Annotated in this window: 14 protein-coding genes; all 14 read right to left on the bottom strand. The window is 67.6% G+C overall.

Features of this window, described 5'->3' with window-relative positions:
- Positions 1-147 precede the first annotated feature (147 nt).
- The 14 genes from QHG62_RS11555 to sctV all read right to left on the bottom strand — a co-directional run bounded on the left by QHG62_RS11555 (position 148) and on the right by sctV (position 25,932).
- The gene (locus QHG62_RS11555; RefSeq protein WP_281150983.1) at positions 148-13,869 is read right to left on the bottom strand and encodes a glutamate cyclase domain-containing protein; all 13,722 of its coding nucleotides are present in this window, start codon (positions 13,867-13,869) and stop codon (positions 148-150) included.
- A gap of 37 nt (positions 13,870-13,906) precedes the next feature.
- Positions 13,907-14,938, bottom strand: a complete 1,032-nt coding sequence (locus tag QHG62_RS11560; RefSeq protein ID WP_281150984.1) for an EscU/YscU/HrcU family type III secretion system export apparatus switch protein — start codon at positions 14,936-14,938, stop codon at positions 13,907-13,909.
- Between the two features lie 10 nt (positions 14,939-14,948).
- Positions 14,949-15,728: a type III secretion system export apparatus subunit SctT gene (sctT, locus tag QHG62_RS11565; RefSeq protein WP_281150985.1), complete on the bottom strand. Its 780-nt coding sequence runs from the start codon at positions 15,726-15,728 to the stop codon at positions 14,949-14,951.
- Between the two features lie 19 nt (positions 15,729-15,747).
- Positions 15,748-16,233, bottom strand: a complete 486-nt coding sequence (locus tag QHG62_RS11570; RefSeq protein ID WP_281150986.1) for a serine kinase — start codon at positions 16,231-16,233, stop codon at positions 15,748-15,750.
- Positions 16,230-17,567: a FliI/YscN family ATPase gene (locus QHG62_RS11575; RefSeq protein WP_281151593.1), complete on the bottom strand. Its 1,338-nt coding sequence runs from the start codon at positions 17,565-17,567 to the stop codon at positions 16,230-16,232. The genes QHG62_RS11570 and QHG62_RS11575 overlap by 4 nt, the downstream gene beginning before the upstream one ends.
- 44 nt (positions 17,568-17,611) lie before the next feature.
- The gene (gene sctL / locus QHG62_RS11580; protein WP_281150987.1) at positions 17,612-18,250 is read right to left on the bottom strand and encodes a type III secretion system stator protein SctL; all 639 of its coding nucleotides are present in this window, start codon (positions 18,248-18,250) and stop codon (positions 17,612-17,614) included.
- The gene (locus QHG62_RS11585; protein WP_281150988.1) at positions 18,232-18,954 is read right to left on the bottom strand and encodes a type III secretion system protein; all 723 of its coding nucleotides are present in this window, start codon (positions 18,952-18,954) and stop codon (positions 18,232-18,234) included. The genes sctL and QHG62_RS11585 overlap by 19 nt, the downstream gene beginning before the upstream one ends.
- Positions 18,955-18,968: 14 nt before the next feature.
- Positions 18,969-19,745, bottom strand: a complete 777-nt coding sequence (sctJ, locus tag QHG62_RS11590; protein ID WP_281150989.1) for a type III secretion system inner membrane ring lipoprotein SctJ — start codon at positions 19,743-19,745, stop codon at positions 18,969-18,971.
- Positions 19,742-20,170, bottom strand: a complete 429-nt coding sequence (locus tag QHG62_RS11595) for a hypothetical protein (RefSeq protein ID WP_281150990.1) — start codon at positions 20,168-20,170, stop codon at positions 19,742-19,744. Before QHG62_RS11595 ends, sctJ begins: the two co-directional genes overlap by 4 nt.
- 65 nt (positions 20,171-20,235) lie before the next feature.
- Positions 20,236-20,439, bottom strand: a complete 204-nt coding sequence (locus QHG62_RS11600) for a hypothetical protein (protein ID WP_007834711.1) — start codon at positions 20,437-20,439, stop codon at positions 20,236-20,238.
- Positions 20,440-20,591: 152 nt separating this feature from the next.
- Positions 20,592-21,773 carry an FHA domain-containing protein gene (locus tag QHG62_RS11605; protein ID WP_281150991.1) on the bottom strand — a complete coding sequence of 394 codons (1,182 nt, stop codon included), beginning with the start codon at positions 21,771-21,773 and terminating at the stop codon, positions 20,592-20,594.
- 2 nt (positions 21,774-21,775) lie between these two features.
- Positions 21,776-23,551, bottom strand: coding sequence for a type III secretion system outer membrane ring subunit SctC (gene sctC / locus QHG62_RS11610; protein WP_281150992.1), 1,776 nt, complete (start codon positions 23,549-23,551; stop codon positions 21,776-21,778).
- A complete protein-coding gene (gene sctS / locus QHG62_RS11615; protein WP_007834706.1) occupies positions 23,548-23,814 on the bottom strand; it encodes a type III secretion system export apparatus subunit SctS in 267 nt (88 codons plus the stop codon). Before sctS ends, sctC begins: the two co-directional genes overlap by 4 nt.
- Before the next feature lie 45 nt (positions 23,815-23,859).
- A complete protein-coding gene (gene sctV / locus QHG62_RS11620; protein ID WP_281150993.1) occupies positions 23,860-25,932 on the bottom strand; it encodes a type III secretion system export apparatus subunit SctV in 2,073 nt (690 codons plus the stop codon).
- Between the last annotated feature and the right edge of the window lie 10 nt (positions 25,933-25,942).

Consider the following 25,942-nt stretch of genomic DNA (forward strand, 5'->3'; position numbering starts at 1 on the left):
TGCACGCGCGGCGACACCAATGCAATTGCGGCATGCGTCATAACGCAAATGCATGCCCGCGCCCCGCAATGGAGCAGGGGCATGGCGCAGTGCTACGTCTTTCGGCTCACATGCCTTCGGCTCTCATACTTTCCGCTCACACAGTCATCACAACCGCAGGTTCCAGGTTTCGCGCGCGTAGTTCTCCAGGCCCTCGATGCTCTGCGGCATCACAGTCGATTTCGAAGTTGCCGTGCCGCCGCGCGTGGGCACCTGCCGGACCACGATCTGCCCGGCCTCGGCCGAGTTGGGATCGTTCGCCGGAAAGCTGCCGTCGTTGTCGTTCATCTTGCGGTCGGTAAGCCCGTGCATGACCCGGGTCCACTCGGTGGCGGGTATGCCGTTGGGGCCGTCCTTGGCCAGCCGATCGCGCAGCAGCTGCATGCCCTCGTCCACCGTCTTGCCTTCGGACTTCATCAGGGCGTTCCAGGCCACCATCGGAGACACGCCCTCGTGCGTGCAATCGAGCATGGCGCGGGTCTGTTCGTCGGAGAAGCCCCTGTCCTTCAGCACGTCGCGCAGCGCCGTGTCGCGCTGCATCTCGCGCGCGTCGACCTGGTCGTAGTGGTGGGCAATGTTGTAGAACTGCTTGATGCCGGTGAACACGGCCACCGCCAGTCCGCCGATGGTCGCCGCCTCGGCCGGAATGGCCAGCAGCGCGCCCAGCTCGACCGCACCCGCACGCGCCAGCGCCTTGCCCGTGACGTTCACCAGGCCCACACCACCGTCCACCAATCCGCCCACGCCCATGCCCACGTTGGTGTACGTCACCCAGGCCGGCACCGTGTCCTTCTGGCCGAAGGCCAGCGACAGGTCGGCCGCACCCACGCCGGCCGTGCCCAGGCCGAAGACGTACTTCCAGGCCATCTTGCCCTCGATGTCCGCTGCCGCGCCGTCGATCACGCGGTTGCCCGCGAGCGAGCGCTCGGCCATCAGCGTGGTGTAGGGCTTGGCCATGAAGAAGGCCTGCGTCGGCGCGTAGATGCGGTGGTACCAGTGCGCGTAGTCCTGCACCCCGTCGGCCATCGGGCGGAAGTTGGTTATCTCGGTGCTCACGTTGTGCGTGACAAAGCCCGCGTTGGCCACCCAGCGCAGCGCCTGCCCGAAGGCGGTGTTGGCGTTGGTGACGTTGTTGATGGTCTTCGCCTCCACACCCAGCAGCTTCTGCAGCTCGCCGTCGAGCTCGCCGCCCAGGCGCGCATATGCGTTGATGCGCGCCGCATCGGACAAGCCCGGGTCCACCTTCGTGACCGCCTCCATGTACTTGTCCACCAGCGCGGTGCCCTGTCGCACCTCGCCCGCGTTCAGGCCGAGCACGTTGGCCATGCGTTCCGTCTTCAGCTTGAAGGCATCCCAGCGCGCGGTAAAGCGCGCGGGCTCGTTCACCATGCCGTTGAACTGCGCGTCGGCAAGCATCGACCACACCATGCGGGTGGTGCCCGAGACGTGGCGCGTCACGAACATCACCGGGTTGATCAGGTACTCGGTCATGGTGCGCGGGTCGGGCACGCCCTGCGTCGCGCGGCTCAGCAGTTCCTGGCGCACCTGCGGGCTCTGGCTGATGGCCAGCTTCACGTCCTCGCTGTCGTACACCTTCATCACCGTGCCCTCCAGGCCCTGCTCGGCTTCACTGCCCTTGGCACCGACGCGCAGGCCATTGAGGCTCTCCTGGGTCTGGTGCAGCGTGCTGCCCCAGTCGCCGATCACGCGTGTCGCATCGTCGATCTTGCCCGCCACCTGCGGGTTCACGCGCCGGTACTGCGCAATGGCGTTGGCAACGCCCTGCGGCGTGCCGTCGGAGAAGTTCGCCACGTAGAAGGCCATCGAGGCACCAACGGCGTTGTAGCCGGCAGTGCCGCGCAGGTTGCCGACGGCCTCGCCCAAGTGCTTGTTCTGCGCCTGCAAGCCTTTGTCAATGCCGGCGATCACGCTGTCTCGCATGTCGCCGCGGCCCTGCTTCTGCAGCGCGTTCGCCAGCTCGACCGGCAGCTTTGCGCTGCCCTGCACTACTGCGCCCTCCACACCGCGCTGCAGTGTCAGAACGAACTCCGGCCGGTCGACGAAACGGTCCTTCATCAGCTCGGCCGCAAATTTTTCGGAGAACGCCGAGGTGGGCGTGCGCGCGTCGGCCGCCTCGGCCAGGATCGACAGGCCTTCGACCAGGTGGTCGAACTGCGACATGCTCGACAGGTCATCGCTCGGCCGCGGCAGGTTTTTCTGCAGCAGTTCGAGAGCGCCGTGCGCCATGGGCTGCGCAATTTCGGGCGGCGCGTCGCGGTACTGCGCAAGGTAGTCGCCCACGTCCTGCATCTGCATGCCGGCCAGCTTGTCGAGCGCTCGCGTGCGCTCCGGCGCGAAGAGCGGCAGCAGCGCCGCCGCGGCCTTGTCGCGCTCGGCCGGCGTGGCGCTCACGTCGAGCCGCAGGCGGGCCTCCTTTGCTGCGCCGGCCACGTCGCCTTCAGCCAGCCGCTCCTTCACCACGGCCTCGGAATGCAGGCGGCCCAGCATGGCGGCGTTGTTCTTCACCGCGGTGCTGAATGGCGCACCATCAGGCCCGATCGCGATGAGGGTGGCCGTGGCAAAGGCGGCCGGATCGGTGCGCGCGAGCTCGCGGCTCTTGTCGTTGACGAACGCGGGGTGATCGGCCACCAGCCTGGCGTAGTCCATCTGTTCCTGGACGTCGGCGGTGGTGCCCTTGAGCAGCCCGGAGTCGCGCAGGGCGTTGCGAACCGCAATGTCGCTGTGCAGGTCGAGCCGGCCCATGGAAAGCAGCTGCGCGCGTTGCCGGTTGGCCGCGGCCACCGGGTTGGCGCCCTGCTGCACGTCGTTGCGGATGGTCTTGAGCATCTCCGCCGAGAACGCGCCCCAGCGGTCGTCGGCCGTGGCCTGCAGTGCCTTTACCGAGGCCGGGTCGGCCCCGGGCTGCCGCGCCAACTGGTCGGCCTGGCCCTGCTGGTGCCATGCCATGCCAAGCGTGACTTCGGCCGGCACGGAGAACGCCTCCGGTGTGGCGCGGAAGCCGGGCGCATCGTTCGTATGCTGCGTGGCCGACGCAATGGGGTTGCGCGGCAACCCGACCACGCCGCTGGGCACGTCGTGGCCGGTGTCGATCGGGCTCACCAGGTTCAGCCCGCTGATACCCACCGCCGCCACCAGCCCGAGCGTGATCTGCCGCTTGATGACCTTGCCGGTGCTCCAGCCTGTGGCGGGGCCGGGCGTCTTCTCCACCACGCCGAGCTTGAAATCGTCGTTGCCGCGGGTCACGTTGCGCAAACCGTTGGCTGCACCGGCGCGCGTGGGCGACTGGTTCGAAACGATGAACCAGTCATCCACCGGCTGCGGCGTGGCCTCGCGCGGCGGGCGCACCTTGCGCGAGCGGATCAGCAGGTTGGGATCGGCGCGCTGCTCGGCCGTGGGCTTCTCGGTCTGGAAGGTGATGTCGGCCGTCTCGCGGTTCTTGATGCGGTAGACCGTCTCCTTGTCGCCCTTGGGCTCCAAGCCGAACTTGGCGCCCATCTCGCGCCGCGGCATCAGCCCGCCCACGCCGCGGCCCGGCGTGCTGTTGCCGTACCAGCGCACCGTGCTCGTGCCCTGCGCCACGCGGCCGGCGCCGCTGATCTGCTGCGCCGTGAGGTCGACCGCCTGAGCCGCATCGGCGTACAGGCCGGGCTGGCCCTTCACGCGGTAGACGTAGATGTTCTCGTTGCCGAAGCCGCCGCTGGTGAGCCTGGCGTGCACGGCGGGCCATTCGTCGCCGCGGAAGGCGGCGCTCATCGGCTCGGCCGGCCGCGGGCCGCCGGGCTTCGGCGCGCCGCCCTTGGGTGGCACCGCCCCGCCGGCGTCCGGGCCGTCGCTGTTCGGACGGTTGTTCGGACCGCCGTCGGCCTTGACCTCCAGCGCCGCCTGGCGATACAGCTCGGCCACGCCCACGTGCACTGTCGAGTCGTAGCCGGCGGCATGGTCGACGCCGGTGCGCGACTGGCTGTCCACGCCGCCTTCGCGCGCAATGGCGCGCATCACGCGCCGCACCTCGTCGGCCGAGGGCAGCAGGTCGCTGCGGTTGTGGTGCACCTCGAGCGCGGCCAGGGTCGCATCGGCGCCCCAGCTGCCGACGCCCGCCGTCACGAGCTGGTCTACCGTGACTTCGGATGCAATGCGCTGGCCATCCGGTGCGCGGCGCACGCGCTTGTCGACATTGCCGCCGCCGACCTCGTTGCCCACGTCGAGAATCGCGAGCTGCTTGATCTTCGCGGCGCCGGTGCGGCCCTCGTTGATCGTCCGCGCCGCATAGAAGAATTCATCGAGCGCAGCCACGTGGCCGGTCACGCGCTCGCCGGTGGAGCTCCAGTACTGGCCCTTGGCATCGCGCCCGGGCGCCTCTACGCTGATGATCGCGTCGGGGTTGAGGCGCTCCAGCATCCGCAGGGCTTCGCCTTCGGCGTGCGGGCCGATCTTCAGGCCGAAGGGCCGCACGTCGATGTCTTCCCGCCCCAGCACCGCAAGCGCAGCCTTCAGCGGCTTGACGTTGGCCGGAATGGTGATGCAGACCGTGTCCTTGCCGAGCTTGGCCAGCCCGGCGGCCAGCACCGCGGCTCCCTTGGTGCTGTCCGACTCGGGCGCCACGCGGCCGGCCGCGGTGCGAATCGGAAAGCCCGCCACCACCGCCACCTTGCCGGCATCGCCGAGCATCTTTGCCGCCGCATACGCGCCGCCCGGCACGTGAATGGGGAAGCCCCGGCCCGAGGGATCGAAGGCCTGCAGCGCATCGATGGGATCGCCGGCCTCGTCCTGGTCGAGCAGGCGCTGGGCCTGTTCGACATCGACATCTGCCCCCAGTTCCTTCAGCGGCACCAGCGTCACGTCGTCGCGCTGGAGTGCGATGCGCAGCGTATCGAGCACGTCCTTCTGGTCGACCTGCTTCTGCTCGGGCGGCCTGGTCGATGTCGTCTTGTCTTCCACCGCTGTGGTAATGCCGATGGCGCGGCTGGGGCCGGTGCCCGTACCCGGCGGCAGGTTCTGCGCCACCTTGATGGCTTCCAGCGCCTGGTTGCTCATGGGGTTGACCATCTTGATGGTCCTGGCATTCTCCTGGGGCCGGATCGCCGGGTCGGCAAGCGCCTTGGTGAAGAACGGCTCCATTTCGGGATAGTGCGTGCAGCACCACGAAATGGTGGTCACCTCGGGGTCGGCCTTGAGGATCTTGCGCACGTAGTGGTTGGCAGCCTCCTGCATCAGCCCCTGCATCTCCCTGTTCATCGGGTCGGCCATGAACCGGTTCACCAGCGAGGCCACGTCAAGGTTGCCGTTGTCGTCGGTGCCGCCCACCGGCAGCACGTTCCTGTCCGTGTAGACGCCTTCCACGCTCGGGTCCGACAGCAGCGGAAGCTCGGCCGTCTTCTGGGTGGAAAAGGCAACGACGCGTTCGCCCTTTTTCACCAGCCCCTCGTGGAACGCGCGCGTGCTGTCGATCAGGTCGATCACCGGCGCCTTGATGTCGAGCGCGTAGGCGCCCTTGCCCGACGTGCAAGCCGTGTTGCAGGCCATCACGATCAGGTCGACACCGAGCTTGTCGAGCGTCTGCAGCCCGAGCAGCGTGTGGTCGGCAATCGAGTCTTTCGGCTTGCCGCCGTAGGTGCCCGCCCCATGGTCGCCCACCATCACCAGGTCGACGCGCGCGCCCGTGGTTTCTTCGACCACGCGCTTGATCTCGGCCGCGGCAATGATGCCGCCCGAGCCCGAATCGAACACGCCCAGCCGCAGCCGCACGCCCCGCAGGTCGATGGCCGGTGCCATCTGGATCTTCTCGGCCCGTATGCGCAGCATTGCGGCCACGGCGGCCTCGACGTCGGGCGACATGCCGCCCACGCCCGAGGTCCGTCCGCGCGAATCGGTCGAAAACGGCACGCGGCTGCGGGTTTCGCTGTCCACGCCGCCGGCCTTCATCATGTCCATGACCATGCCGCGGATGGCGCGCTCGTCCGGCACGGCGCTCAAGGCGCCGGCGCGCCGCAGCACCTCGGTGCCGAAGGCATAGCCGACCCAGTTGGTGCGCCCGCCCGTCATCGCCACGTCGGCCGTGACGATGGAGGCGATGGGGGTGCCGTTCGGCGCGGGCTGCACGCGCGTGTGCACATCGGGATGGCCACCGCCGACCTCGTTGCCAAGGTCGAAGCCGGCCACGGTGGTGATGCGGTCGTTGCGCGTGGCATCGATGAAGAGCTGGTCGCGCGCGGCGGTGTGATAGCCGATCGCCTGGCCGTGGCTGTTGTGGTATTCGCCCTTCTCGGTGCGGCCGGGCACGTCGAAGCCCATCAGCAGGTCGGGCTGGTGGCGCCTGAGCAGGCCGTTGGAGCGCCACTCGGCAAACTTGCCGCGCGCGTTGAAGCTCACGATCTCGTAGTGCTCGCCCTTGCGCTCGCCAAGCGCCGCAAGCGCGGCCTCGAGCACCTTGCGCTGCCGGCGGCCCGCGGCCACATAGGTAACCTGCGCATCCACGCCGTGCATCTGGCCCGAGTACAGGCGCGCCGCCTTGCCGGCCACTGCCGCCCCGCCGGGGCCGCTGGTCTCGGCGCGGCCGTTCTCTATCGTGTAGCCGGCGGCAATCATCACGCGCGGCGCACGGCCCTCGGCCACCGCACGGTCGATGGCCGCCGTCGCCGCATCGGCGCCCTCCTCGATGCCGCCTTGGCGGAAGATGCCTTCGGCCGGACGGCCGACCGGCATCGTGAGCGCGGCGTTGTAGACGTGCGGGTGGCCGGCCGGCGCTGCGGCCGTGAGATCCCAGCGGTCGAACTGCGGGTTGGCAATGCCGACGGGGAAGACGCTCTTGTCCTTGTCCACATAGAAAGCGCCGACGATGTTGTGCGAGCGCGCCTTGCCCGCGCGAGTCATCTCGCCGACGCCGCCCTCGGGCGCAACGCGGTAGACCCACGCGCCGCCGCCGCGCTTGGAGACCGCTTGCTGCACCTTCTCGATGCTGTCGAAGACCTCCTTGCGCTTGGCACGCACGTCATCCCCGCCGAAGATGCCCTTGCTCGGCGGGCGGTTCGACACCACGAAGCACTCCTGCGAGCCGGGAGCCGGGTTCTTCATGAGCGCCTGCGTCACGGCCTTGTCGGAGTCGGAGAGGATCATGCCGGCCGGCAGCTTGCCGGGCTGGCCGGCCGCGTGCTGCTGCGCGATGGTGTCCTCCAGGTGCGGCGCGGCAGCCATCCAGTCGCCGTCGGTGCCAAAGGCCGAAGGCTTGAGCGGAAGGCCGTCGTAGTCGGCACCGGCGGCGCGCTGCACGGGGCGGCTGTTCAGCACCACCGGGCCCTGCGCGTCCGGAGGCGCCGCGCCCTCGGCGGGGCGCATGGGTATCGGGCCGCCGCGCTGCACGGCGTTGTACAGGTCGCTGGCCCATTGCTGGTGTGCGGGTGACGACAAATCCTCAGCGCCCGCATAGAAAGCGTCGAACTTGCGGCCGAGAACCTGCTGCAGTTCCTGGTGCGCGGCATTGGAAAAGCGCGCGCGCTCCATCAAGGCCTCGAGCCCGGGGTTCATGCGCAGCATCGCATCGAGCGTCACGGCGGTGAATGCGCCGTGGTCGGCACTGTCGACGCCCGGTCTCTGGTAGCGGGAGAGCTGGCCTGTGTAGCTGTCGTCGACGGACTTCGGCCCGTAGGTCGCCTCGTCGAACTGCTGCGCCATCCGTTCGGCATCGCCCTCCTCGATCGCGCGGCCAGAGTAGCGGCCGGAATCGGGGTCGAAGCGCAGCAGGCCGCTCACTGGTTGGATGTCGAAGGTTGGCCGCAATGTGTCGCTGTCCTGCGCGTCGCGCAGCACGAAGACCTCGCGCTTTCCCTCGTGGCCATGTCCGCTCTCGTGCGCAACGCGGCGCTGCACCGGCCGCGCACCCGCCTCGCGTTCCAGGGCCGGGTTGCGCGCGACAAGGGCCACGCCCTCGCTCTGGAAATAGCGCCCTTCCATGCCCGGCATCTCATCCGGGTTCAGCACGCGCAGGTCGACCGGCTTCATGCCCGCCTGCTCGCGCCAGGCCTGCACGGCGTCGAGGCCAAGGCCCTGCTCCCGGCTCGGCAGCCGCAACAACTCGGCGCGCGAGCGGTGCGCACGTTCGAGCGCCTGCGCCACGCGCGGGTCATTGACAGAAATCTGCGTGACGCGCTTCGACTTGTCCATGTAGTAGACGGTGGCGTCGTCCGGCACATGCAAGAAGTTGTCCCGCGCGGCGCTGCCCGGCAGGATGAGGCCCGAGGCCGCCCGCGTGGCGGCTTGCACCACCGGATAGCTCACCCGCAGCGCCACTGTCTCGGCGATGTTGCTGTGCGGATTCGGGCTCACGTCGCGCAGCGTCGCCGGCGCGTTGCCAGGCTTGTCGATGTGAACCGTGGCCAGCACCGCCTCTGGCGGCACCTGGCCATCCGCGCCGAGCTTGGGCTCGTAGACGATGGCGATGTTGTCGTGGCCGCGGTCGCCGGTGCCCGCCTGCGCGGCGTCCAACGCGTCCTTGAGCGTGGTGTAGCGCGCAGGCGGCAGGGCGGCCAGAGCCTCGGGGCTGTCGGCGCCGGCATACGCGGCGTTGCGCCCTGCAGGCGTCTCGCCGTCCACCGCGCGGGGCAGGCCATGCTCGCCGGCGTTGAGCGCGAGGCCGGTGTTCTCGTCGTAGGGCGTGGCGTGCAGGTAGAACGCGGTGTTGCGCAGCGTGCCACCCGATTGCAGGATGGACTTGAGCGTGCCGGCCCAGTTCACCGTGTGCAGGCTGCTGCCGGGCGGAGGCAGCGCGTAGTTGGAACTGTCGTTGTTGTTGGCGTTGTTGTTGTTCGGCCCGTCGACGCCGTTGTTCGCAGAGTCGGGGGCGTCAGGGGCATCCGGGGCATCGGCCGCGTTGGACGCGTCCTGCCCCTCGGATTCGGTCGGCACCGCGCGCGAGAGCAGCGGTACCACGCCGTCGGTCGAGATCTCGCCGCCTTCCTTGACGGCATGCACGATGAAGCCGGGCGCGCCGGCTTCGGCATCGGGGTTGTGCTCGATGCGGATCTGGTCGAAGCCGGCGCTGCGCAGCCGCTCGTGGATCGCAGCTGCCTGCTCGGGATCGATGTCCGCAGCTTCGCCGTTGCGCGGCATCGGCCCGTCCGGGCGATCGGCGGCAACATGCAGCTCGACGCGGCCGCCCGGCGCCATTGCTTCGGACACCTGCGCGGGCAAAAGGCTGTCTTCATTCGCCAGGTGCGGCATCGTGAGCTCGGTCACCACCAGCTCGTCGTGCAGGGCGCGGGCCGGGGCTGCAGCCTGCGCGGCCTCGGCCTGGCTGCGCGCACGCGCAGCCATGGCCGGGTGCAGCGCCACGTTGTTGAGCGTACCCGGAATCACCTGCAGCGAGGCGGCGATGAACTCGCCGCGGTTCATGTGCCGGCCCTCGTTGGCCAGCGAGATGAGGTCGCCGGTGCCCAGGCCCGCCGCGCCGTCATTCAGGAACTGCGCACCAAGCCCGGCGTAGGTCAGCTGCTGCTTGGCCGCCACGCCGCTGGCCTGCGCCTGCGCCTGCGCGGCGGGCGACACCGCCTTCCACAACGGGATTGCGCCCGACACGCCGCCCGTGACCGGCGCGGTAACCAGGCCCGCAGCCGAACTGACGAAGGTTGCGCCGATGCGCCTGTTGCCCTCTTCGGTGCCGAGCTTGCCGTCGAGCCCGACACGGCCTATTTCAACCGCCACGCGGCCGGTACCGTCGACGGCCTGCGAGGTGATGCCCGCGCGCGCGCCCACCAGCGCGCGCCCGCCAAGGTTGAGCGCGCCCTTGCTGCCGACCATCGTTCCGTTGGCCAGCAGCTTGGCGCTCACGGCGGCGCTGGTCTTGATGCCCGCGCCCACGCCGGTGGCGGTAACAGCGTTGGTGGCCGCATCGACGAGCTCGTCCTTCAGCGTGAACTTGACGTCGTCCCAGCTTGCGTTGCCGGTGAGTGCCTTGGCCTCGAGCGTCCACAGCGAGGTGTGGCCGTCGGCGTAGATGTCGCGCCCCTGCGCGGCGGCGACCACGTCGCCCGTGGTGTCCCACAGTGCGCTCACGGCCATTGCCGTGCCAAAACCCACGGCCACGTTGCCGCCAGAAGCGATGGTGGCGGCAATACCCGCGGCCGCCGTGACCGTCATGCGCACCGCGTCGTCGACCACGCTCCAGGTGCCGTCACTGTCGCGCACCCGGTCGGCCATCTTGTCGGACTCGACGTCGTAGGCGTCCATGAACTCGTTCTCGCGGCTCGCGTACTCCGAGGCCGAGATCCGTCCCGCACGAAGGTCGTCGCGCAGGTCGCGCAGCCCGTCGCGCTGCTTCTCCGTGTAGTTCTTGGCGTCTTCGGCGGAGTCGCCGGCCATGTTGCCCCAGACGTCGCGCACCCAGGTGTGCCCTTCGATGCCCTTCTCGATGCCCTCGAGGTCCTTCTTGAGGCGGTCGTCGTCCTTGTCGCCGATCTTCAGCCACTGATCCGTGAGCGAATAGCCCAGGTTGATCGCCGCCTGCAGCTCCTTGCCCTCGTCGGACGCGGACAGGAGCTTGTGGATCTGCCCGCTGCGATATTCGGCCGCGCGCAGGCTGCGCTGGTCCTGGTCTTTGCCCAGCGCGTCCAGCTCTTTCTGGATCTCGGGATTGGTCTTGCCCCACTGGGTGATGTAGTCGTCCACCGAGCGCGTCTTCTCGCGCAGGGGCCGCTCCGAAATGTCCTTGATCTGGCCGTTGAGCCTGGTGGTGGCTTCCTGGTTGTCCTCGGTGTATTTGTCCTCGGCCTTCTTGAGTTCCTCGGGGTCGGCGCGGTCGGGCGCGGAGACCGTCTTCAGGTACTCGGTGTGCTTCTTGTGCTCGCCGACCTCGAGGTTGCCAATCTCGCCGTCGGCGACGTTCTTTGCCAGCGTGTCGAGCTTCTCCTGGTCCTTGAACTTCTCCGGCATGACCGCCGGATTGGCGTCGGTCCACGCGTCTTTCTTCTGCTGCAGCCGGTCGAACTCGCCCTTGGTCAGGTGGGTATTGGCCGTACCGCTCGCAAGGGAGGCCTGGTCGTAGCGAATGGCGGAATCCAGCGCCGCGTCGCTGGCCTGGTTGCGGTTGAGCCAGGCATTGCGCGCGGGCCGCCCCGCATCGGTAAGGTATTTGTCGCCATGCTCGTCCATCATCTCCTGCTGCTGGACGAAGGCCTTCCATGCGGCTTTGTCTTCTTCCTCGGAGTTGCGGTACATCGGTCCCGGAGGAGTGGCGCCCTGGGCCTCGCGCTTCTGGATTTCCTTTTCGTCGAGCCCGTTCCAGAGCCACGTGCGCTTCCAGGCCTGGAACTCGGTCTGCAGGTCTGCATCGGCCTGCTCCTTGGCGTCCTGCTTCTTCACCTGATCAACGCCAGCCTTGGCCAGGTCCACGTCCTTGTCGGCCACGTCGACGAGCCGGTCGACATGGTCGAGCAGTTCGAGCCGGTCGTCCAGCGCCTTGGCAGCCGTGGCCTGGTCCTTGCTGCCGGGCCGCGCGTACGCAAGATTCTGATAGGCCACGCGGGCCTGCTCGTCGACCGTTACCTGCTGCTGCTTGGTGAGCGCTGCAGTGGCCTTGGTGTTGGCAATCGTGGCGTCGCCGCGTGCATCGGTCTGCTGCGACACCAAGAGCTTGCGCTGCTCGACCAGCTCGGTCACCGGTTCGCCCATGCGCTTGTAGAGACGGATCGTCTTGTCCAGATCGCTGATCTGCTGGCCATAGCTGTCGGCGTATTTGGCCTTGTCCTCGGCCTGGTGCTGCAGGTAGCCAAGGCCGCCGCTGACCTCGACGCGCTCGGACTTGCCTGTCTTCGGATCCTTCTGCGTGACCGTGTACTTGGTCTTGTCGTCGATGTCCTCGCGGCTGCCACCGCCGTGGTTCCAGTCGTTCCTCTCCACCACCAGGCGGTTGGTGGCGGGATCGTAGATCGTGCGGGTCTCGACGTGGCCGTTGTCGGCGCTGGGCTTGCTTACATCGACCGTGCCTTCGGGCAGCGCCGCAAGCACTTCGTCTTCCGTCATGCCCAACGCCTTGGCGGTTTCGGCCACGGACTTCTTGTCGTCGAAGATCGACTTCCGAGCTTCCTCGCCCGGGCCGTTCTTCGCGTCGGGCTCGCCCATGAGCACCGTACGCCGTCCGCTTGCGCTCGTGGCCACCACTTGCAGCGTGCCGTCGCTCGCGGTTGTCTTCTCCAGCGTGGAGCCGTCCTTGTTGAATGTCTTGACCGTGGTGGGCACGCCGGCCACAACCAGTTCCTGGCCGGGCTTGAGCGCCTTGCCGTAGTCCACGTCGGGGTTCAGCGCCAGCAACTGTTCCGGCGTCAGGTCCGCAGCCTTGGCCACCTCCAGGTAGCCTTCGTAGTCGCCCACGGGTCGCGTGACCTGCGCGCCGGTCAGCGAGGTGGTGGTGTCGGTGCGCTTGCCGTGCTTGTCGACCACGCTCACGGTGCGCGTGCCGGCGCTGCTGTCGATGGTGATGGTGGTCGTGGCGCCGGTCTTGGCGTCCTTGGTGGCCTGGCTGTAGCGCCCCTTGGCGTCTTCCGTCGCGTCGATGGCCTTCTGGCCGCCGGGCGCCTTCGGGTCGGCAATGTTGCCCTTGACCGAAAGGGTGTCCTGCTTGTCGTTGCGGCTGTACGTCAGCGAGCCATCGCCGCGCTGGATGGTGGTTGCCTGCACGCCGTCTTTCGGCGCGGCAGTGGTGATCTTGACGCCCGCCGCGTTGGCCTCCGACAGCACCTGGTCGACGCGCATCTTGCGGTCGCTTGCGATCTGCTCCACGCTCTTTCCGTCGGCAATGTCCGTGAGCGTTTTTTTCACCTGCGGCGTGACAGCCGGCTCGGGCGCCTTGAGATAGGTGATGAACGGCGAGGTTGCGCTGGTGCCGCTGGTGCCGCTGGTGCCGGTGGTGCCGGTGGTGCCGGAAGTCAGCGTCGGGGTGAACAGCAAGCCGTTGTTCGCAGCCGGATTGCCAGTGGGCTTGGGCGTAACCTGCAGCAACTGCGTGAGCGGCGTCTGCAACGGATCGTCGTTGGCCTTTGCGGGCGGCCCGGCCTTGGCGTCAGGCGCCGGCGGCCCCCAGAACTCGGTATTGGCTTCTTCGCCGATCTGGCTGGCGAACTTCTTCGTTGCGGCATCGGCCTCGCCGCGCAGCGTCTTGGCCTCTTTCTCGGCGTCGCCGAGCGCCTTGGTTTCCTTCTCGGTAATGGTGTACGAGGGGCGGCCCGGCGTGGGCGTCAGCCGCTCGACCTTGGCCTCTGCGTCCTGCGCCTTGCTCTCTTTTTTTTGCGCGTCGAGATAGAGCTTCGAAAAGTCGCTGGTCTCCTGCGCATCGTTGCGCTCGGCCTGCGCGTCGCGCACCTTCTTGTCGGTCGCGGCGGAGGCCTTGGCCTCGGGGCTCTTCTTTTCCTCGCGCTTCTGGCCGACCTGGGCGTTCAGCAGGGTGACGTCCTTGTCCTTCAGGTTGGCTTGCGCGGTCGCGTCCTTGGCCCGCGCGTCTTCCAGCTTGGCTTCCTGCTGCGCCTTCTTGGCCTTGTTGGCGTCGGCCAGCTGCCTGGTTTTTTCCGCCTGGGCCTCCATGGCCTCCGCACGCTTCCTGGCTTCGGCCGCCTTGCGCTGCGCCTCGATGGCGCGCTTGCGGGCCTCCTCAGCCTGGCGCTGCGCCTCGCGCAGCTTTTCGAGCAGCGCTTCCAGCTGCCGCTGCAGTTCCCGCGCACGCGCCGCGGCGTCGGACTCGGCCGAACTCGCGGGCTGTTGCGCCTTGCTCACGGGGTTGGGTACGTTCACCGGCACGCGTGCGCCGCCGCCACCATCTGCAATCAACATGGCTGGTTCCTTTCGATCGTCGGTTTCTCGACAAGAGTCATTCGCTGCCTTGCGCCCAACGCAGCAACTTGGCCACGGGCGCATACAGCGCGCGCGGAATCGGCTGGTCTTCGGGCACTTCGTCGTAGATGCGCTCGGCCAGCGCGGGCTCGAACTCGGTCGGTATCAGCCCTTCGCCGGCAAAGCGCCTGATCTGTGCGGCCACCTCGCCCTCGCCGCGCGCAATGACGCGCGGCAGGTCGGTTTCGCCGAGGTACTGCAGGGCGACGGCAACCCGCGGCGAATGGATCACCGCCGACGCGGCGCGCACCCGGTCGTTGAGACTTGCGTACACCGCCTCGAAGTGGGCCGTGCGGCGGCGCGAGCGGTTGATGGGGTCGCCCTCCATCTCCTTGTATTCCTGGCGGACCTCCTCGATGGACATCCGCTGCTGCTTCATGAACTCGTGGTGCTCGTGCACGTAGTCGACCGCGGCCATCACCGCGTAGATCAGCACCGCCCAGCCAAAGGCGACCAGCACCATGTGGGCGGAGGCCGTCATGATTCCCTCGGGCCGCGCGTAGCCCAGCTTGAGGGCCGTATCCAGAAAGCCGCGCACCACCACGAACAGCAGCGCCGCCAGCAGCGCGGTCTTGGTGGACATCTTCAGCAGGTTGATCACGTTGCGCGTCGAGAAAATGCGCGCAAGGCCCTCGGCCGGGTTCATGCGGTTCATGTCCGGCCGAAGGCGCTCCCAGGCCGCCACGCCGCCCACCTGAAAGAGCGAGCCCACAATGCCCGCCAGGGCGGCAAGGGCCATGACCGGCAGCGTTCCCCACACCAGGGTTTCGCCGGTATGCAGCAGCAGTTCGGCAAAGCGGTCTTCGGGTGCCGTGAGCAGGGTGGTGCTGGTTGCATGCAGCCACAGCTCGCGCAGCAGGTTGTAGATGAGCTGCCCGCCCAGCCACAGCGCCACCACGACCACCACGAACACCACCGTGGAGGCGACGTCGGTGCTGAACACCACCTCGCCGCGCTTGCGCGCATCGCGCAGGCGCTTGGGGGTTGGGTCCTGGTCTTTCTCAGCCATGCTTCACCCGCTACAGCGTGGACCGCAAGAAGTCGAGCACCCCGTTCTCGGGCCGCAGAAAGTCTTGCAGCGACTCATACACGAAGAACAGGAAGAGCAGCATCATCAAATGCGCGAGCAGGCTCTTGAGCGGCTGCGCAAAGACGAACACGTTGAGCTGCGGCGCCACCCGGCCCACCAGGCCCACGCCCAGTTCCACCAGCAGCAGCACCACGATGACCGGCGAGGCCAGCTTCACGATCCAGAGAAACAGCGTGTCGCCCTGGCGAACGGCAAACTGTTCGAGCACCAACCCCAGGTTGGGAAAGAACGAGCCCACCGGCCAAATGCGGTAGGAGTCGACGATCACGCCCAGCATGGCAAGCAGGCCGCCTGCCGAAACGAAAAGCGTGATGACCATCCAGCCCAGGAACTCGCTGGTGACGCCGTTCTCGTGCCCTGCCACGGGATCGAAGAAAGAAGCGTTGCTGGAGCCGGTCTGGAAGTCGATCAGGTCGCCCACGCTCTGGATGGCCCAGATGAAGATGCCGAAGCCCAGGCCCAGCATCACGCCGATGAGCGCCTCCTTACCCGCAATGAACACCCAGGTGGCCATCGATGCGGCCGGTACGTCGCCCGCCACCGGCGACATGAAGATTGCGAGCATCAGCAGGATGCCGTTGCGCACGGTGCCGGTGATCATTCCGCCCGAGAGAAAAGGCACCACCGAGAAGATGGCGAACAGCCTGGGCAGCGTCAGCACCACTGCCGAGAAAAACTGCTCCATGTGGCCGAGTTCGAAGCTTTCCATTCGAATGCCTGCTCCGTGCCTAGGCGGGCCGCCGCATGGCCCAGGCCTGTGCGGTGGTCTCTTCGTTGATGTCTTCGAGCCGGAGTTCGCGCAGGTGCATGCGCTCCATGCGTGCGCGCTGCTGCATTTGCTGGGCCTTTTCAAGCTCGCCATGAGCGGCGCGCAGTTGCCGGCGGCTTTGCTCCAGCACTTGCTCCCGCTCGGAGTGCGCGCGCGCGGCCTGTGCCGCCGCCTCGCCGGCCTGTGCAATTCGCGCATCGAGTGCGCCGCTCCATGCGCCCGCGCTCCGGAACTCCGCCACGCTGCATTGGCCGCCGGAGAGCGCGCCGCGGGTGGCCTCCCAGTGGCGCAGCTTGTTTTCTTGCTGCTGCTCGCGCAGGGCTTCGGCCTGCATCAGCCGCGCCTGGCTCTGCTCGGCGGCTACGCGGTCTCGCGCGACCACGCCCATTGCCACGGTTTTCTGGCGCTCGCGCACGTCGGCCAGGAGCTTCCAGTCGATGCTCATCCGGCGTGCTCCATCTTGGCTGCACCCCGCAGCAATGCCGCCAGCGACTGCTCGAAAGCGAGGCTGGTTCCTGGCGGCTGCGACAGAAATTCGAGCATGGCGGGCCGCGCCTGAATGGCCTCGTCGGCCAGCGCGTCGCTGCCCGGCCGGTATTCGCCGATCTGCACCAGCAGTTCCATCTCCTGGTACTTGGCCAGCAGGCTGCGAAAGTGCGCAGCCGCAGCCCCATGCTCGCGCGATGTGACGAGCGGCATGACGCGGCTGATGCTGGCCAGCACGTCGATGGCCGGATAGCGGTTGGCCGCCGCGATCTTGCGCGACAGCACGATGTGGCCGTCCAGAATGGAGCGCACCTCTTCGGCAATGGGGTCGTTTTCTTCGTCGCCCTCGGTCAGCACCGAATACACCGCGGTGATGGAGCCGGCCTTGCCCTGCCCCGCGCGCTCCAGCAGCTGCGGCAGCATCGAGAAGATCGACGGCGGGTAGCTGCGCCGCGTGGGCGGCTCGCCGCTTGCCAGGCCGATTTCGCGCTGCGCGCGCGCAAAGCGCGTGAGCGAATCGACCAGCAGCAGCACCTTCTTGCCCTGGTCGCGAAAGTGCTCGGCAATGGTGGTCGCCACATAGGCGGACTTGATGCGCTCCATCGGCGGCCGGTCGGAGGTGGACACCACCATCACCGTCCTGGCAAGACCCTCAGGGCCCAGGTTGTGCTCGATGAACTCCTTCACCTCGCGCCCGCGCTCGCCGATCAGCGCAATCACGTTCACATCGGCCGTCGATCCGCGTGCCAACATGCCGAGCAAGGTGCTCTTGCCCACACCGGGCGGTGCGAACACGCCCACGCGCTGTCCTTCGCCCAGCGTCAGCAGCATGTCGACGGCCCGAATGCCGGTTGCCAGCGGCGCGTCGATCATGCGCCGCGCGAGCGGGCTCACCGGCTCGCGATGCACGGGCAGGCGCGCATGCACCGCAAGCGGACCACGCTCATCGATGGGCTGGCCCAGCGCGTCGAGCACCCGGCCCAGCAGGCCGGTGCCTACCGGGCAGACATGGCCCCGCCCCGTCGGCACCACCTCGGTGAGCGCGGAGATGCCGGTGATCGACCCCATCGGCGTGAGGATGGCGGTGTTGCCGCGAAACCCGACCACTTCGGCAAGCAGCGGCGGCTCGCCGGGCGTGACCAGCTCGCACAGCTCGCCCACATGCGCCTGGATGCCGGTGGCGTCGATCAGCATGCCGACGGCCTTGCTGACGCGGCCGCGCATGGCCACCGGCGTGACATGCGCAAACGCCGCCTCCAGCTCGGCCACGATATCGAGGGCCGCGCCGGACATGCCGACGCCGAGCGGTGCCGCAGTGGGCGTTGTGGCTTGCGCGCTCACTGACCCCTCCCCTGCGCCGGCATCATTCCGCCCTGCTCGACCGCGCGGCGAAACGCCTCCAGCTGCGCATCGACGCCGATCTCGAGCACGCCGGTCGAGGTTTGCACCATGCACGCGCCGGCCGGCAGGTCGGGGTCGGGCGTGATGGTCATGGCCATGTTCCAGTTGGCATCGCTGCGCAGCCGGTGCAGGGTTTCGCGCATGTGGGCCTCCTGCTCCGGCGCCACGCGCACGGTAATGAACGACTCCACGCGCAGCAGCGCCTCGACCCGCAGCAGGGCCGAGCGGAACAACGCCGCGGGGTCGGCCTCTTCCAGAAACTGCCCCAGCGTCTTGACGACGATCTGCGCCATCGATGCGCGCAGCGCGTGCAGCTGCCGCTCGACGGCCATGCTCTCGGAAACGAGCTGCGTGGCGTACTGGGCGCGCGCCTGCGCGAGGCCTTCCTCATAGCCCTTGCGGCGGCTGGCCTCGGCCTCGTCTTCGGAATGGCGTGCGATGCGCGCTGCTTCCTTGCGCGCGGTGTCGACCACGGCCGCGGCATCGAGCAGTGCCGCGTATTCGTTTTCCTTCAGCACCTTGCGTTCGCTCAGGAGCTGCAGGTTGTCGGTGGTGATCAGAAAAGCCAGTCCCATTGCGGCAGTCTTTCGGGAACGATGCAAGAGAGCATCAGTTCGTTGAGTTGCGAGGCCTGGCGCGGCTCGAAGGCCGGCACGCTCAAGGCGGAGATGCGGCGCGGCAGCTTGCGCTGCAGGCGGCCTTGCACCAGCGGCCCTTCGGATGCGGCGGCACCCAGGAGCAGCCGGTAGCCGCGGTCGAGCACCACGCGGCCGGTGGCCATGGGTCGCTGCTGCATCACGGTGCTGTCCATGCGCAGTTCGGTGAGCTGGGGCACGCGGTCGAGCACAAAGTCGACGGCATCGTGGTCGAATCGGCGCGCCTGCCGGCGAATCTGCAGGCCCGCCCCGCCGCGCACCTTGAAAAGCGGCAGGTGCGCGCAAAAGCCGATGTAGGCCGCCAGGCGGCGCAGCGACGCGGCGTCGAGCAGCGCGAGCCGCTTGAGCCGCGAATCGAAGTTGTAGTCGCCCGCCGCATGCAGCTGTGCTGCGGGCTGTGCATGGCCTGCGCCCTGCCCGCGCCGCAGCAGGTCGGCCAGCACGGCGCGGCCGGCGGGTCCCATGCGCGCCACCGAGCGATACCGCACCGGCCAGTTCGCGGGCAGCCAGCTCGGGTGCAGGTCGGCTTCGGGGTGCAGGTTGAAGCGCATCACCAGGCGCACCAGGTCCATCGGGCCGGGCATGGCGGCATGGGTGGGTGGAGCGGTGGCCGGTGCCTGCATGGTTGATCGGCGGATCAGCGCTTGAGCACCTGGCGGCGCATCCAGGTGCGCCAGTCCTGGCCCTGGCGGCGCAGCAGGCCGGGCAGCACCATGAGGCAGACGGCGGCCAGCAGCAGCAGGCCCAGCAGCACCATGGCCGTCTGTGTGGAGAACATGCCGAGCACCATCGGCGCGCCGCCGGCGTTTGCAGTGGGTTGCGCGCTGCCGGCGCGGCGCGCCTCGAACAGCGACAGCGACACCTGGTCGTGCGCAAGCCCTTCGATGCTGTGCGCCACCATGTCCTTCACGGCCGGGGCCAGCAGGCGCAAGTCCACGTCGGGCCGGTGCTTGATGAACACCGCCGCGGACGAGGGCCGGATCTTCTCGCTGAGCGGATCGTTGGCCGGAATGACCACGTGCACGCGGGCCGACACCACGCCGTCGACATTGCGCAGGGTTTGCGAAAGCTCCTGCGAAATGGCGTAGATGTAGCGCATGCGTTCTTCCGAGGGCGTGGACACCAGCCCCTGCTTCTGGAACACCTCGCCCATGCTCACGTAGCGTTCGGCAGGCAGGCCCTGGGCGCGCAGCACTTCGAGCGCCTGGCTCAGGCGGTCTTCGTCCACCTCCACCTGCCAGTTGCTGCCTTCGAGCCGGGTCTTGGCTGCGCCGATGCCTTCGTTCGACAGTGCGGCAACGATCTCGTTGGCCTCCTGCTCCTTGAGGTTGGAATAAAGCGCAACCTTGCAGCCGGCCAACGCCAGCAACAGCACGAGCGCAGCCAGCCAGCGCGGGCGTGGGAGCTTGTTCATTGCTGGTTCTTCAGCAGGCTGCCGAACAGGCTGGTCGCGGCGCTGGCCAGCCCGGTGGAAATATGCATTCGCGCAAACATCATGTTGGCTTCCATGGCGTGATCGGTCATCACGAACATGGTCTTGATGGGGTCTGCGAAATCGATGGACTCGAGCATGCTCTTGCGCATGTCCTCGATGGAGCGCACGTTGCCCGACAGCTGCGCGGCGAGCGACTTGGCCGCATCGCCGATGGCGCTGGGCGCGGCCGTTCCGCTGGGTGGCTGCGCTCCCTGCATCATGTTGGCGAACATGCGCGTTTCGCCCGGCTCGAAGCGCGAGGGGCCCGCGCTCTGCTGCGAAGCCTGTGCGACTTGCGATGTGGCGGAGGCAGCGGCTTCGGGTGGCGGCGCGCCAACGGCCGCCGACGCAATGGGATCGGTCATGTCTACTCTCCTCGGAAAAGAAAAAGGGCCGCGCGAAGCCTTGCGGCTCCGCGCAGGCCTCCCCGTCAGTTCTGCTTGGCGGACTGGCGGATGTCGTTGCCGGTGGACTTGGCCACTTCGGTGCCGGCCGCATTGGCGCCGTTCACCGTCTGCGCCGTGGCTGCCGCCCCGGAGATGGTGGCGCCCGCAGCCATGCTGACGCTCATCAGGCGAGCCTGGTCGGCTGCGGCTTGTTGCATTTGCTGGATCGAGGTGTCGACTGCGCTCATAAGAAACTCCTGTCAAAGGGTTGGGTTTTTCACTTGAGGATCAAAGTGCTCCGTGCCCCTGCGGGACGAAGCCATTCCATGCATCGGCCCTGGGGCACCAAAGCATGAAATCGGGGAGCGCGAGGTGAAAGCGGCATGTCTGCACACATCTCTCACCTCGCGGGTTTCTTGTTCGGCACGCCGCCGCTCAGGACAAGCCCATCGGCATCGATGCGCTTCAGCTCGGCACCCGAGCGCAGCACCGAACCTTCGTAGTAGCGGTTGCCGTTGGAAAGCTGGATGTGGCGCAGGCCGTCGCCGTCTTCGGTAATGCTCACCATGCGGGCCGGCAGCACGCTTTGCCAGCTGTCCCACTGGGCGCGCATGTCGTCGTCCTTGTTCTCGGTCTTGGGCTTTTCGCGGTACTGCACCTTGTCCGACACCAGCACAGAGGGATGCAGGTCTTCGCTGAGCCGGCGGATCTTCTGCCGCACGGCAGCGTCTTCGACCGTGCCGGTGAGCGCCAGGCGGCCCTGCCCCGTGTAGGTCACGGCCACGCCCGGGTCGTCGACATAACGGCGCGCCTGCTCGACCATGTCTTCTGCCGAATGCACATTCACGCTGACCTTGCTGCCGAAGCGCGCCATGGCGTCCTCCAGCGTCTTGCGGCGCTGCTTCGACTCCACGTAGCCCTTGACGCCGAACTGCCCGCCCGGTGCGGCAATGACCTCGACCTCGGGGAACGGCACCAGCGCTTTTTCGACCTCCGCCAGGTTCACGCTGTTGCCATTCACCCCGCTGCCCTGCCCGACGCCAAGCGCCATGACTGCAATGCCGAGCACGGCCAACAGCGCCACCACGCCGCCCACCCACAGGCCCAGGCGCTGTGCGCCCGAAGCCGGCTGCAGCGCCGTTACCTCGCCTTCGTGCAGCGGACCGTGCACCGGCGCGAACATGCGGTCTTCCTGCGCACTGGCGGGATAAGTGCGGTCGAGCTGAAAGTCGATCTGGCCCACGCTCACGATGTCGCCTGCCACCACGCTCTTGCGCGGCTGCTGCATCTCTTCGCCGTTGAGCCGTGCCGAGGCGGTGCCCAGGCGCTGCATCGACACCACGAGTTCGCCGACGGTAAACGCCAGGTGGCGCGGCAGCACGTCGCCGCCGGGCAGCATCACCTCGCACTCGCCGCCCGAGCCCAGCACATTGATGCCCGGTTTGAGCACGATGGTGCGGCCCTTCACCGCGCCGCTCAGGAAGCGCAGGCACCAGCCCGGGGCCTGCGCATGCATGCCCTGCGGCACCATGGGCTCGGCGCTGGCGCTGTCGTCGTCGAACGGAACTTCTTCGCGGTCCATGCTCAGCCTCCGGGCTCTGGCAGGGGCAGCATCGGCACCGAGGCCGTGGAGCCGGGCGTGACGAGGCGCGGCGTGAGCAGGTAGAAGCGCTCCATGTTGGCCTGCTTCTTGTCGGTGTACCTGAAGAGGCCGCCCACGCCGGGAAGATCTTTCAGCAGCGGAACACCGGTGACCGCGTTGCTCTTTTCTTCCGACGAATAGCCGGCAATCAGGAGGCTTGCGCCCTCGTCCACCAGCGCCTGCGTGTTGACCGTGCGGCGGCGCACGATCGGAATCTTGTCGACCGACTGCGGGCTCAGGTCGCCATCGACGATGTCGATCGACATCATCACGCCGCGCCCGGCCTTCTCGTCGATGATGAGCGGCGTCACGCGCACAGCGGTGCCGGCGGTAATGCTGAAAAGGCCCGCATCCTGGAAGCCGTCCACGCGCACGTAGAACTCGCTCAGGTTCTCCAGCACGGCCTCGGTGTTGTCCAGCGTCATCACCTTGGGCCGGGCCACGAAGTTGGCGTTGCCGTTGGTGGCCAGCGCAGTAACACGGGCCAGCAGGTAGTTGCGCGCGCTGTTGCCGATGGCGGCGGTGAACATGCCGCCCAACGGCGTGAGCGGATTGCCGGACGTGTCGAAGCTTCCGATCTGGCCGGCCTCGGTGCCGGTGCCGCCCCAGGTGAGCGGCGTCCGGTCGCCGCGGCCGGTTTGGAAGTCGGCGTGCCGGCCGTGCAGGCGCCAGTCGATGCCCAGGCTGCTGAGCGTGTCGGAGCTGATGTCCATGATGGTCACTTCGATTTCCACCAGCCGGGGGCGCGTGTCCATCGATTCGATCAGCCGTGCGTACTGCGCCATCTTGTCGGGCATGTCGCGCACCAGCACCGCGTTCATGCGCGTGTCGGCCTGGAACTGCGGCAGCTCATTGCCGGTAAGGCTGGACATGCCGCCGAGCGTGGTGCCGTCGGCGCCCTGGCCCGCACCCGCGATGTCGATCTTCGGTGCGTTGATGGTCTCGCCGCTGCGCAGCTTGATCTGCCGGTTGGGCCCCACCGAAAGCGGCCCACCGGTTCCGCGCCCGCTGGCGCCGCCGGAAGACTGGTTGCCCGCGCGGCCGTACAGGCTGCGCAGTACGTTGGCCACGCCCGGAATCACCGTCTCCTTGCCGGAGCGGTTGATGCGGAAGTCCGAAGCCCAGGCGTACTTGAGCGGAAAGAGCCGGATCTCGGCGCCCTCGGCCATGGCGGTTTTCTGGTCTGCGAGCTTCACCGCCTGGCGCACCATCTCCACATAGCGCCGCGGACCGGTCACATAGACGCTGGCGTCGCGCTCGCTGATGCTGAGCGGATAGCGCTCGTCGGAAATGTGCAGCCGCACCAGCGTCTCGGCGATGCGCCCGGCGTTCTCCGCCGCAATCGGCAACACCTCGCTTTTTGCATCGGCGGCCAGGTCGACAAAGAGAAAAGCGCCGTCGTAGTACCAGGTGAGGCCGTTCACCGAGCACACGCTGTTCAGGATGTTCTTGGCGGGCCCATCGAACTTGCCGCTGATGACGCCGTTGACCTTGGGATCGATCACCGCGGTAATGCCCTGCGACGCGGCAAGCTCGCGAATGAAGTCGCTGAGCGGCTTCTCGTTGGCCACTATTTGAAAAGGCCTGTTCTGCCAGCGGAACTCCGCGGCCACGCCATGCTGGACAAGCAGCAGCATGAGCACGGCGCCGCACAGCAGCATGAAGGCCTGCCGCCGGGCGAGAAGAAGGCGCACGGCAATCGTCATTGCGGCGCTCATGAAAGCGAAGTGAGCGAAAGGAAGGCGCGCTCCGCGAAGCGCATCACGTCGCGGCCCAGCCAGCCCGCCGTGACGATGATTGCCACCATCACCGCGATGAGCCGCACCGACTGGCCGATGCTCTGGTCCTGCACCTGCGTGACCGCCTGCAGCACCGCCACCACCAGCGACGAGAGCGTTGCCACCACCACCACCGGCAGCGAGATCCACAGCACGAGCATCAGGCCCTCGCGCGTGATGTCCAGGATGTTCTGCGGTGTCATGGCTTTTTTCGGTTCCCTCGAAAAACAGGTGGTTGTTGTCGTTCATCAATGCGCGGTGGGGTTGGTGATCCAGCCCACGGGTTGCAGGGCGACGTCGTCGTCGATCTCCTGGTAAGACAGCACGGCCATGTGCGGTGCCACAGGCTCGATCAGGTTCTTGATGTAGCGGCGCACGTCGGATGACGCGATGGCCACCACGCGGTTGGCCGTGGAGCCCAGAATGCGGCGCAGCTGTTCGCGGATGTCCTGCGTGACGGCGGGGCTCAGCAGCAGCAGGTTGCCGCGCGGCGAACGCTCGATGGCGTTCTGCACCCGGTCGAGCAGGCTCGACTCGAAAAGAATCGCCTCCAGCTGCCGGTTCGCGCCCACATAGCGGCTGGTGATGTAGCGCCCGAGGTGGATGCGTACCAGCTCGGTCAGTGCAATGCCGTCCTGCTCCTTGGCTGCCCACATGGTCAGGCTCTCGAAAATTGCGTGCAGGTTGCGAATCGGAATGCCCTCCTGGAGCAGCCGGCGCAGCACCTCGGCAATGCGCTGGGCAGAGGCAACGCGCAGCACTTCGGCCGCGAGCTCGGGTGCATCGCGCTGCACCGAATGCAGCAGGCGCTGCACTTCCTGCAGGCCGATCAGGTCTTTCACATGGCGGCGCACGGTGTGGTCGACATGCAGGCCCACCACTTCGGCGCAGGTCCATGCGGTCTTGCCGGCCTCCGGAGCCGGCATCCACACCACCCGCGCGAAAGGGCCGAACGGCTCTGCGACTTCTGCGCCCGGCGGTGTTGCAGCAGCCTGCGCCGGATCGAGCAACAGCCAGCCGGGCCTGAGCATTCCGCGCGCCACTGCCACGTCGTGCACCAGCACCTGGTACTCGTTGTCGGCCATGCCCTCCGCGTAGTTCAGCTGCAGCCGCGGAAAGATCGGGCCGAGGTCCGACTCGACCGAGGTCTTGACCCGCGACAGGTGCTGGTCGAGAACGAAGCGGTCGACCGCGGTGCGCAGGCCCGAAGACAGGCGCACCGCCAGCGGTGCGGCAATGGCGTGGTCGGTGTCGGTTTCCTCCGCGGCCACGCCGTCGCCGTGCGATATCCAGTCCGGGGTGTTGCGCTGCCGGCGCAGCATCCGCATGGCGAGCCCGAGGCCCAGCAAGATTGCGGCAAGCAGGCCGAACACCCACTTCGGAAAACCGGGCACCACGAGAAAGCTGGCGACGGCAAGGCCGGCAATGATGAGCGCGCGGGGGTGCGCCATCATTTGTTCGCCGATCTGCTGCGCGAGCTGCGATTCGCGGCGGTCGCCGGAGCTCACGCGCGTAATGACGATGCCCGCTGCAATCGACACCAGCAGCGACGGAATCTGCGACACCATGCCGTCGCCCACCGTCAGGATGGCGTAGCGCTGCAGCGCCGCGCCCAGCGTCATGTCGTGCATCAGCGTGCCGATGGCAATGCCCGCAAGGATATTGATGAGCGCAATGACGATGCTGGCAATGGCATCGCCCTTCACGAACTTCATGGCGCCGTCCATGGCGCCGTGCAGTTGGCACTCCTGCTCCAGCAGCTGGCGCTTCTTCTGCGCCTTGGCAGAAGAAAGCGCGCCGGCGCGCACGTCGGCGTCGATGCTCATCTGCTTGCCCGGCATGGCGTCGAGTGCGAAGCGCGCCGCCACCTCGGCCACGCGCTCGGAGCCCTTGGCAATGACGATGAACTGAACGATGGCAATGATGAGAAACACCACACCACCCACCACCACGTTGTTGCCGACGATCAGCTTGCCGAAGGTATCGATGATGTGGCCCGCATTGGCCTGCAGCAGGATCAGCTTGGTCGACGCAATGTTGAGCGCCAGGCGGAACAGCGTGGTGAAGAGAAGCAGCGACGGAAAGGTGGAAAGCGAAAGCGCCGAGGGCACATACATCGCAACGATGAGCAGCACCAGGCTGATGGCGAGGTTGCTCGCAATGAGCAGGTCGAGCAGCGGCGTGGGCAGCGGCAACACGAAGAGCGCCACCACCACAACCAGCAAGCCTGCAAGCAGCAGGTCGTTGTAGCGGCCGGCGTTGCCCAGCAGATCGCGAAAGCTGCCGCGGTACTGTCGAAGAGTTCGCGAGGGACTCGCCATTGCGTCCTTG

The organism is Variovorax paradoxus, from assembly GCF_029919115.1.
Lineage (GTDB): Bacteria > Pseudomonadota > Gammaproteobacteria > Burkholderiales > Burkholderiaceae_C > Variovorax > Variovorax paradoxus_O.

Coding starts and splice junctions, on each gene's coding strand:
- sctC (WP_281150992.1), bottom strand. CDS start 23,551: ATGAGCGCCGCAATGACGATTGCCGTGCGCCTTCTTCTCGCCCGGCGG.
- QHG62_RS11595 (WP_281150990.1), bottom strand. CDS start 20,170: ATGACCGATCCCATTGCGTCGGCGGCCGTTGGCGCGCCGCCACCCGAA.
- QHG62_RS11575 (WP_281151593.1), bottom strand. CDS start 17,567: ATGTCCGGCGCGGCCCTCGATATCGTGGCCGAGCTGGAGGCGGCGTTT.
- sctT (WP_281150985.1), bottom strand. CDS start 15,728: ATGGAAAGCTTCGAACTCGGCCACATGGAGCAGTTTTTCTCGGCAGTG.
- sctS (WP_007834706.1), bottom strand. CDS start 23,814: ATGACACCGCAGAACATCCTGGACATCACGCGCGAGGGCCTGATGCTC.
- QHG62_RS11600 (WP_007834711.1), bottom strand. CDS start 20,439: ATGAGCGCAGTCGACACCTCGATCCAGCAAATGCAACAAGCCGCAGCC.
- QHG62_RS11560 (WP_281150984.1), bottom strand. CDS start 14,938: ATGGCTGAGAAAGACCAGGACCCAACCCCCAAGCGCCTGCGCGATGCG.
- sctL (WP_281150987.1), bottom strand. CDS start 18,250: ATGGGACTGGCTTTTCTGATCACCACCGACAACCTGCAGCTCCTGAGC.
- QHG62_RS11570 (WP_281150986.1), bottom strand. CDS start 16,233: ATGAGCATCGACTGGAAGCTCCTGGCCGACGTGCGCGAGCGCCAGAAA.
- QHG62_RS11555 (WP_281150983.1), bottom strand. CDS start 13,869: ATGTTGATTGCAGATGGTGGCGGCGGCGCACGCGTGCCGGTGAACGTA.
- QHG62_RS11585 (WP_281150988.1), bottom strand. CDS start 18,954: ATGCAGGCACCGGCCACCGCTCCACCCACCCATGCCGCCATGCCCGGC.
- QHG62_RS11605 (WP_281150991.1), bottom strand. CDS start 21,773: ATGGACCGCGAAGAAGTTCCGTTCGACGACGACAGCGCCAGCGCCGAG.
- sctJ (WP_281150989.1), bottom strand. CDS start 19,745: ATGAACAAGCTCCCACGCCCGCGCTGGCTGGCTGCGCTCGTGCTGTTG.
- sctV (WP_281150993.1), bottom strand. CDS start 25,932: ATGGCGAGTCCCTCGCGAACTCTTCGACAGTACCGCGGCAGCTTTCGC.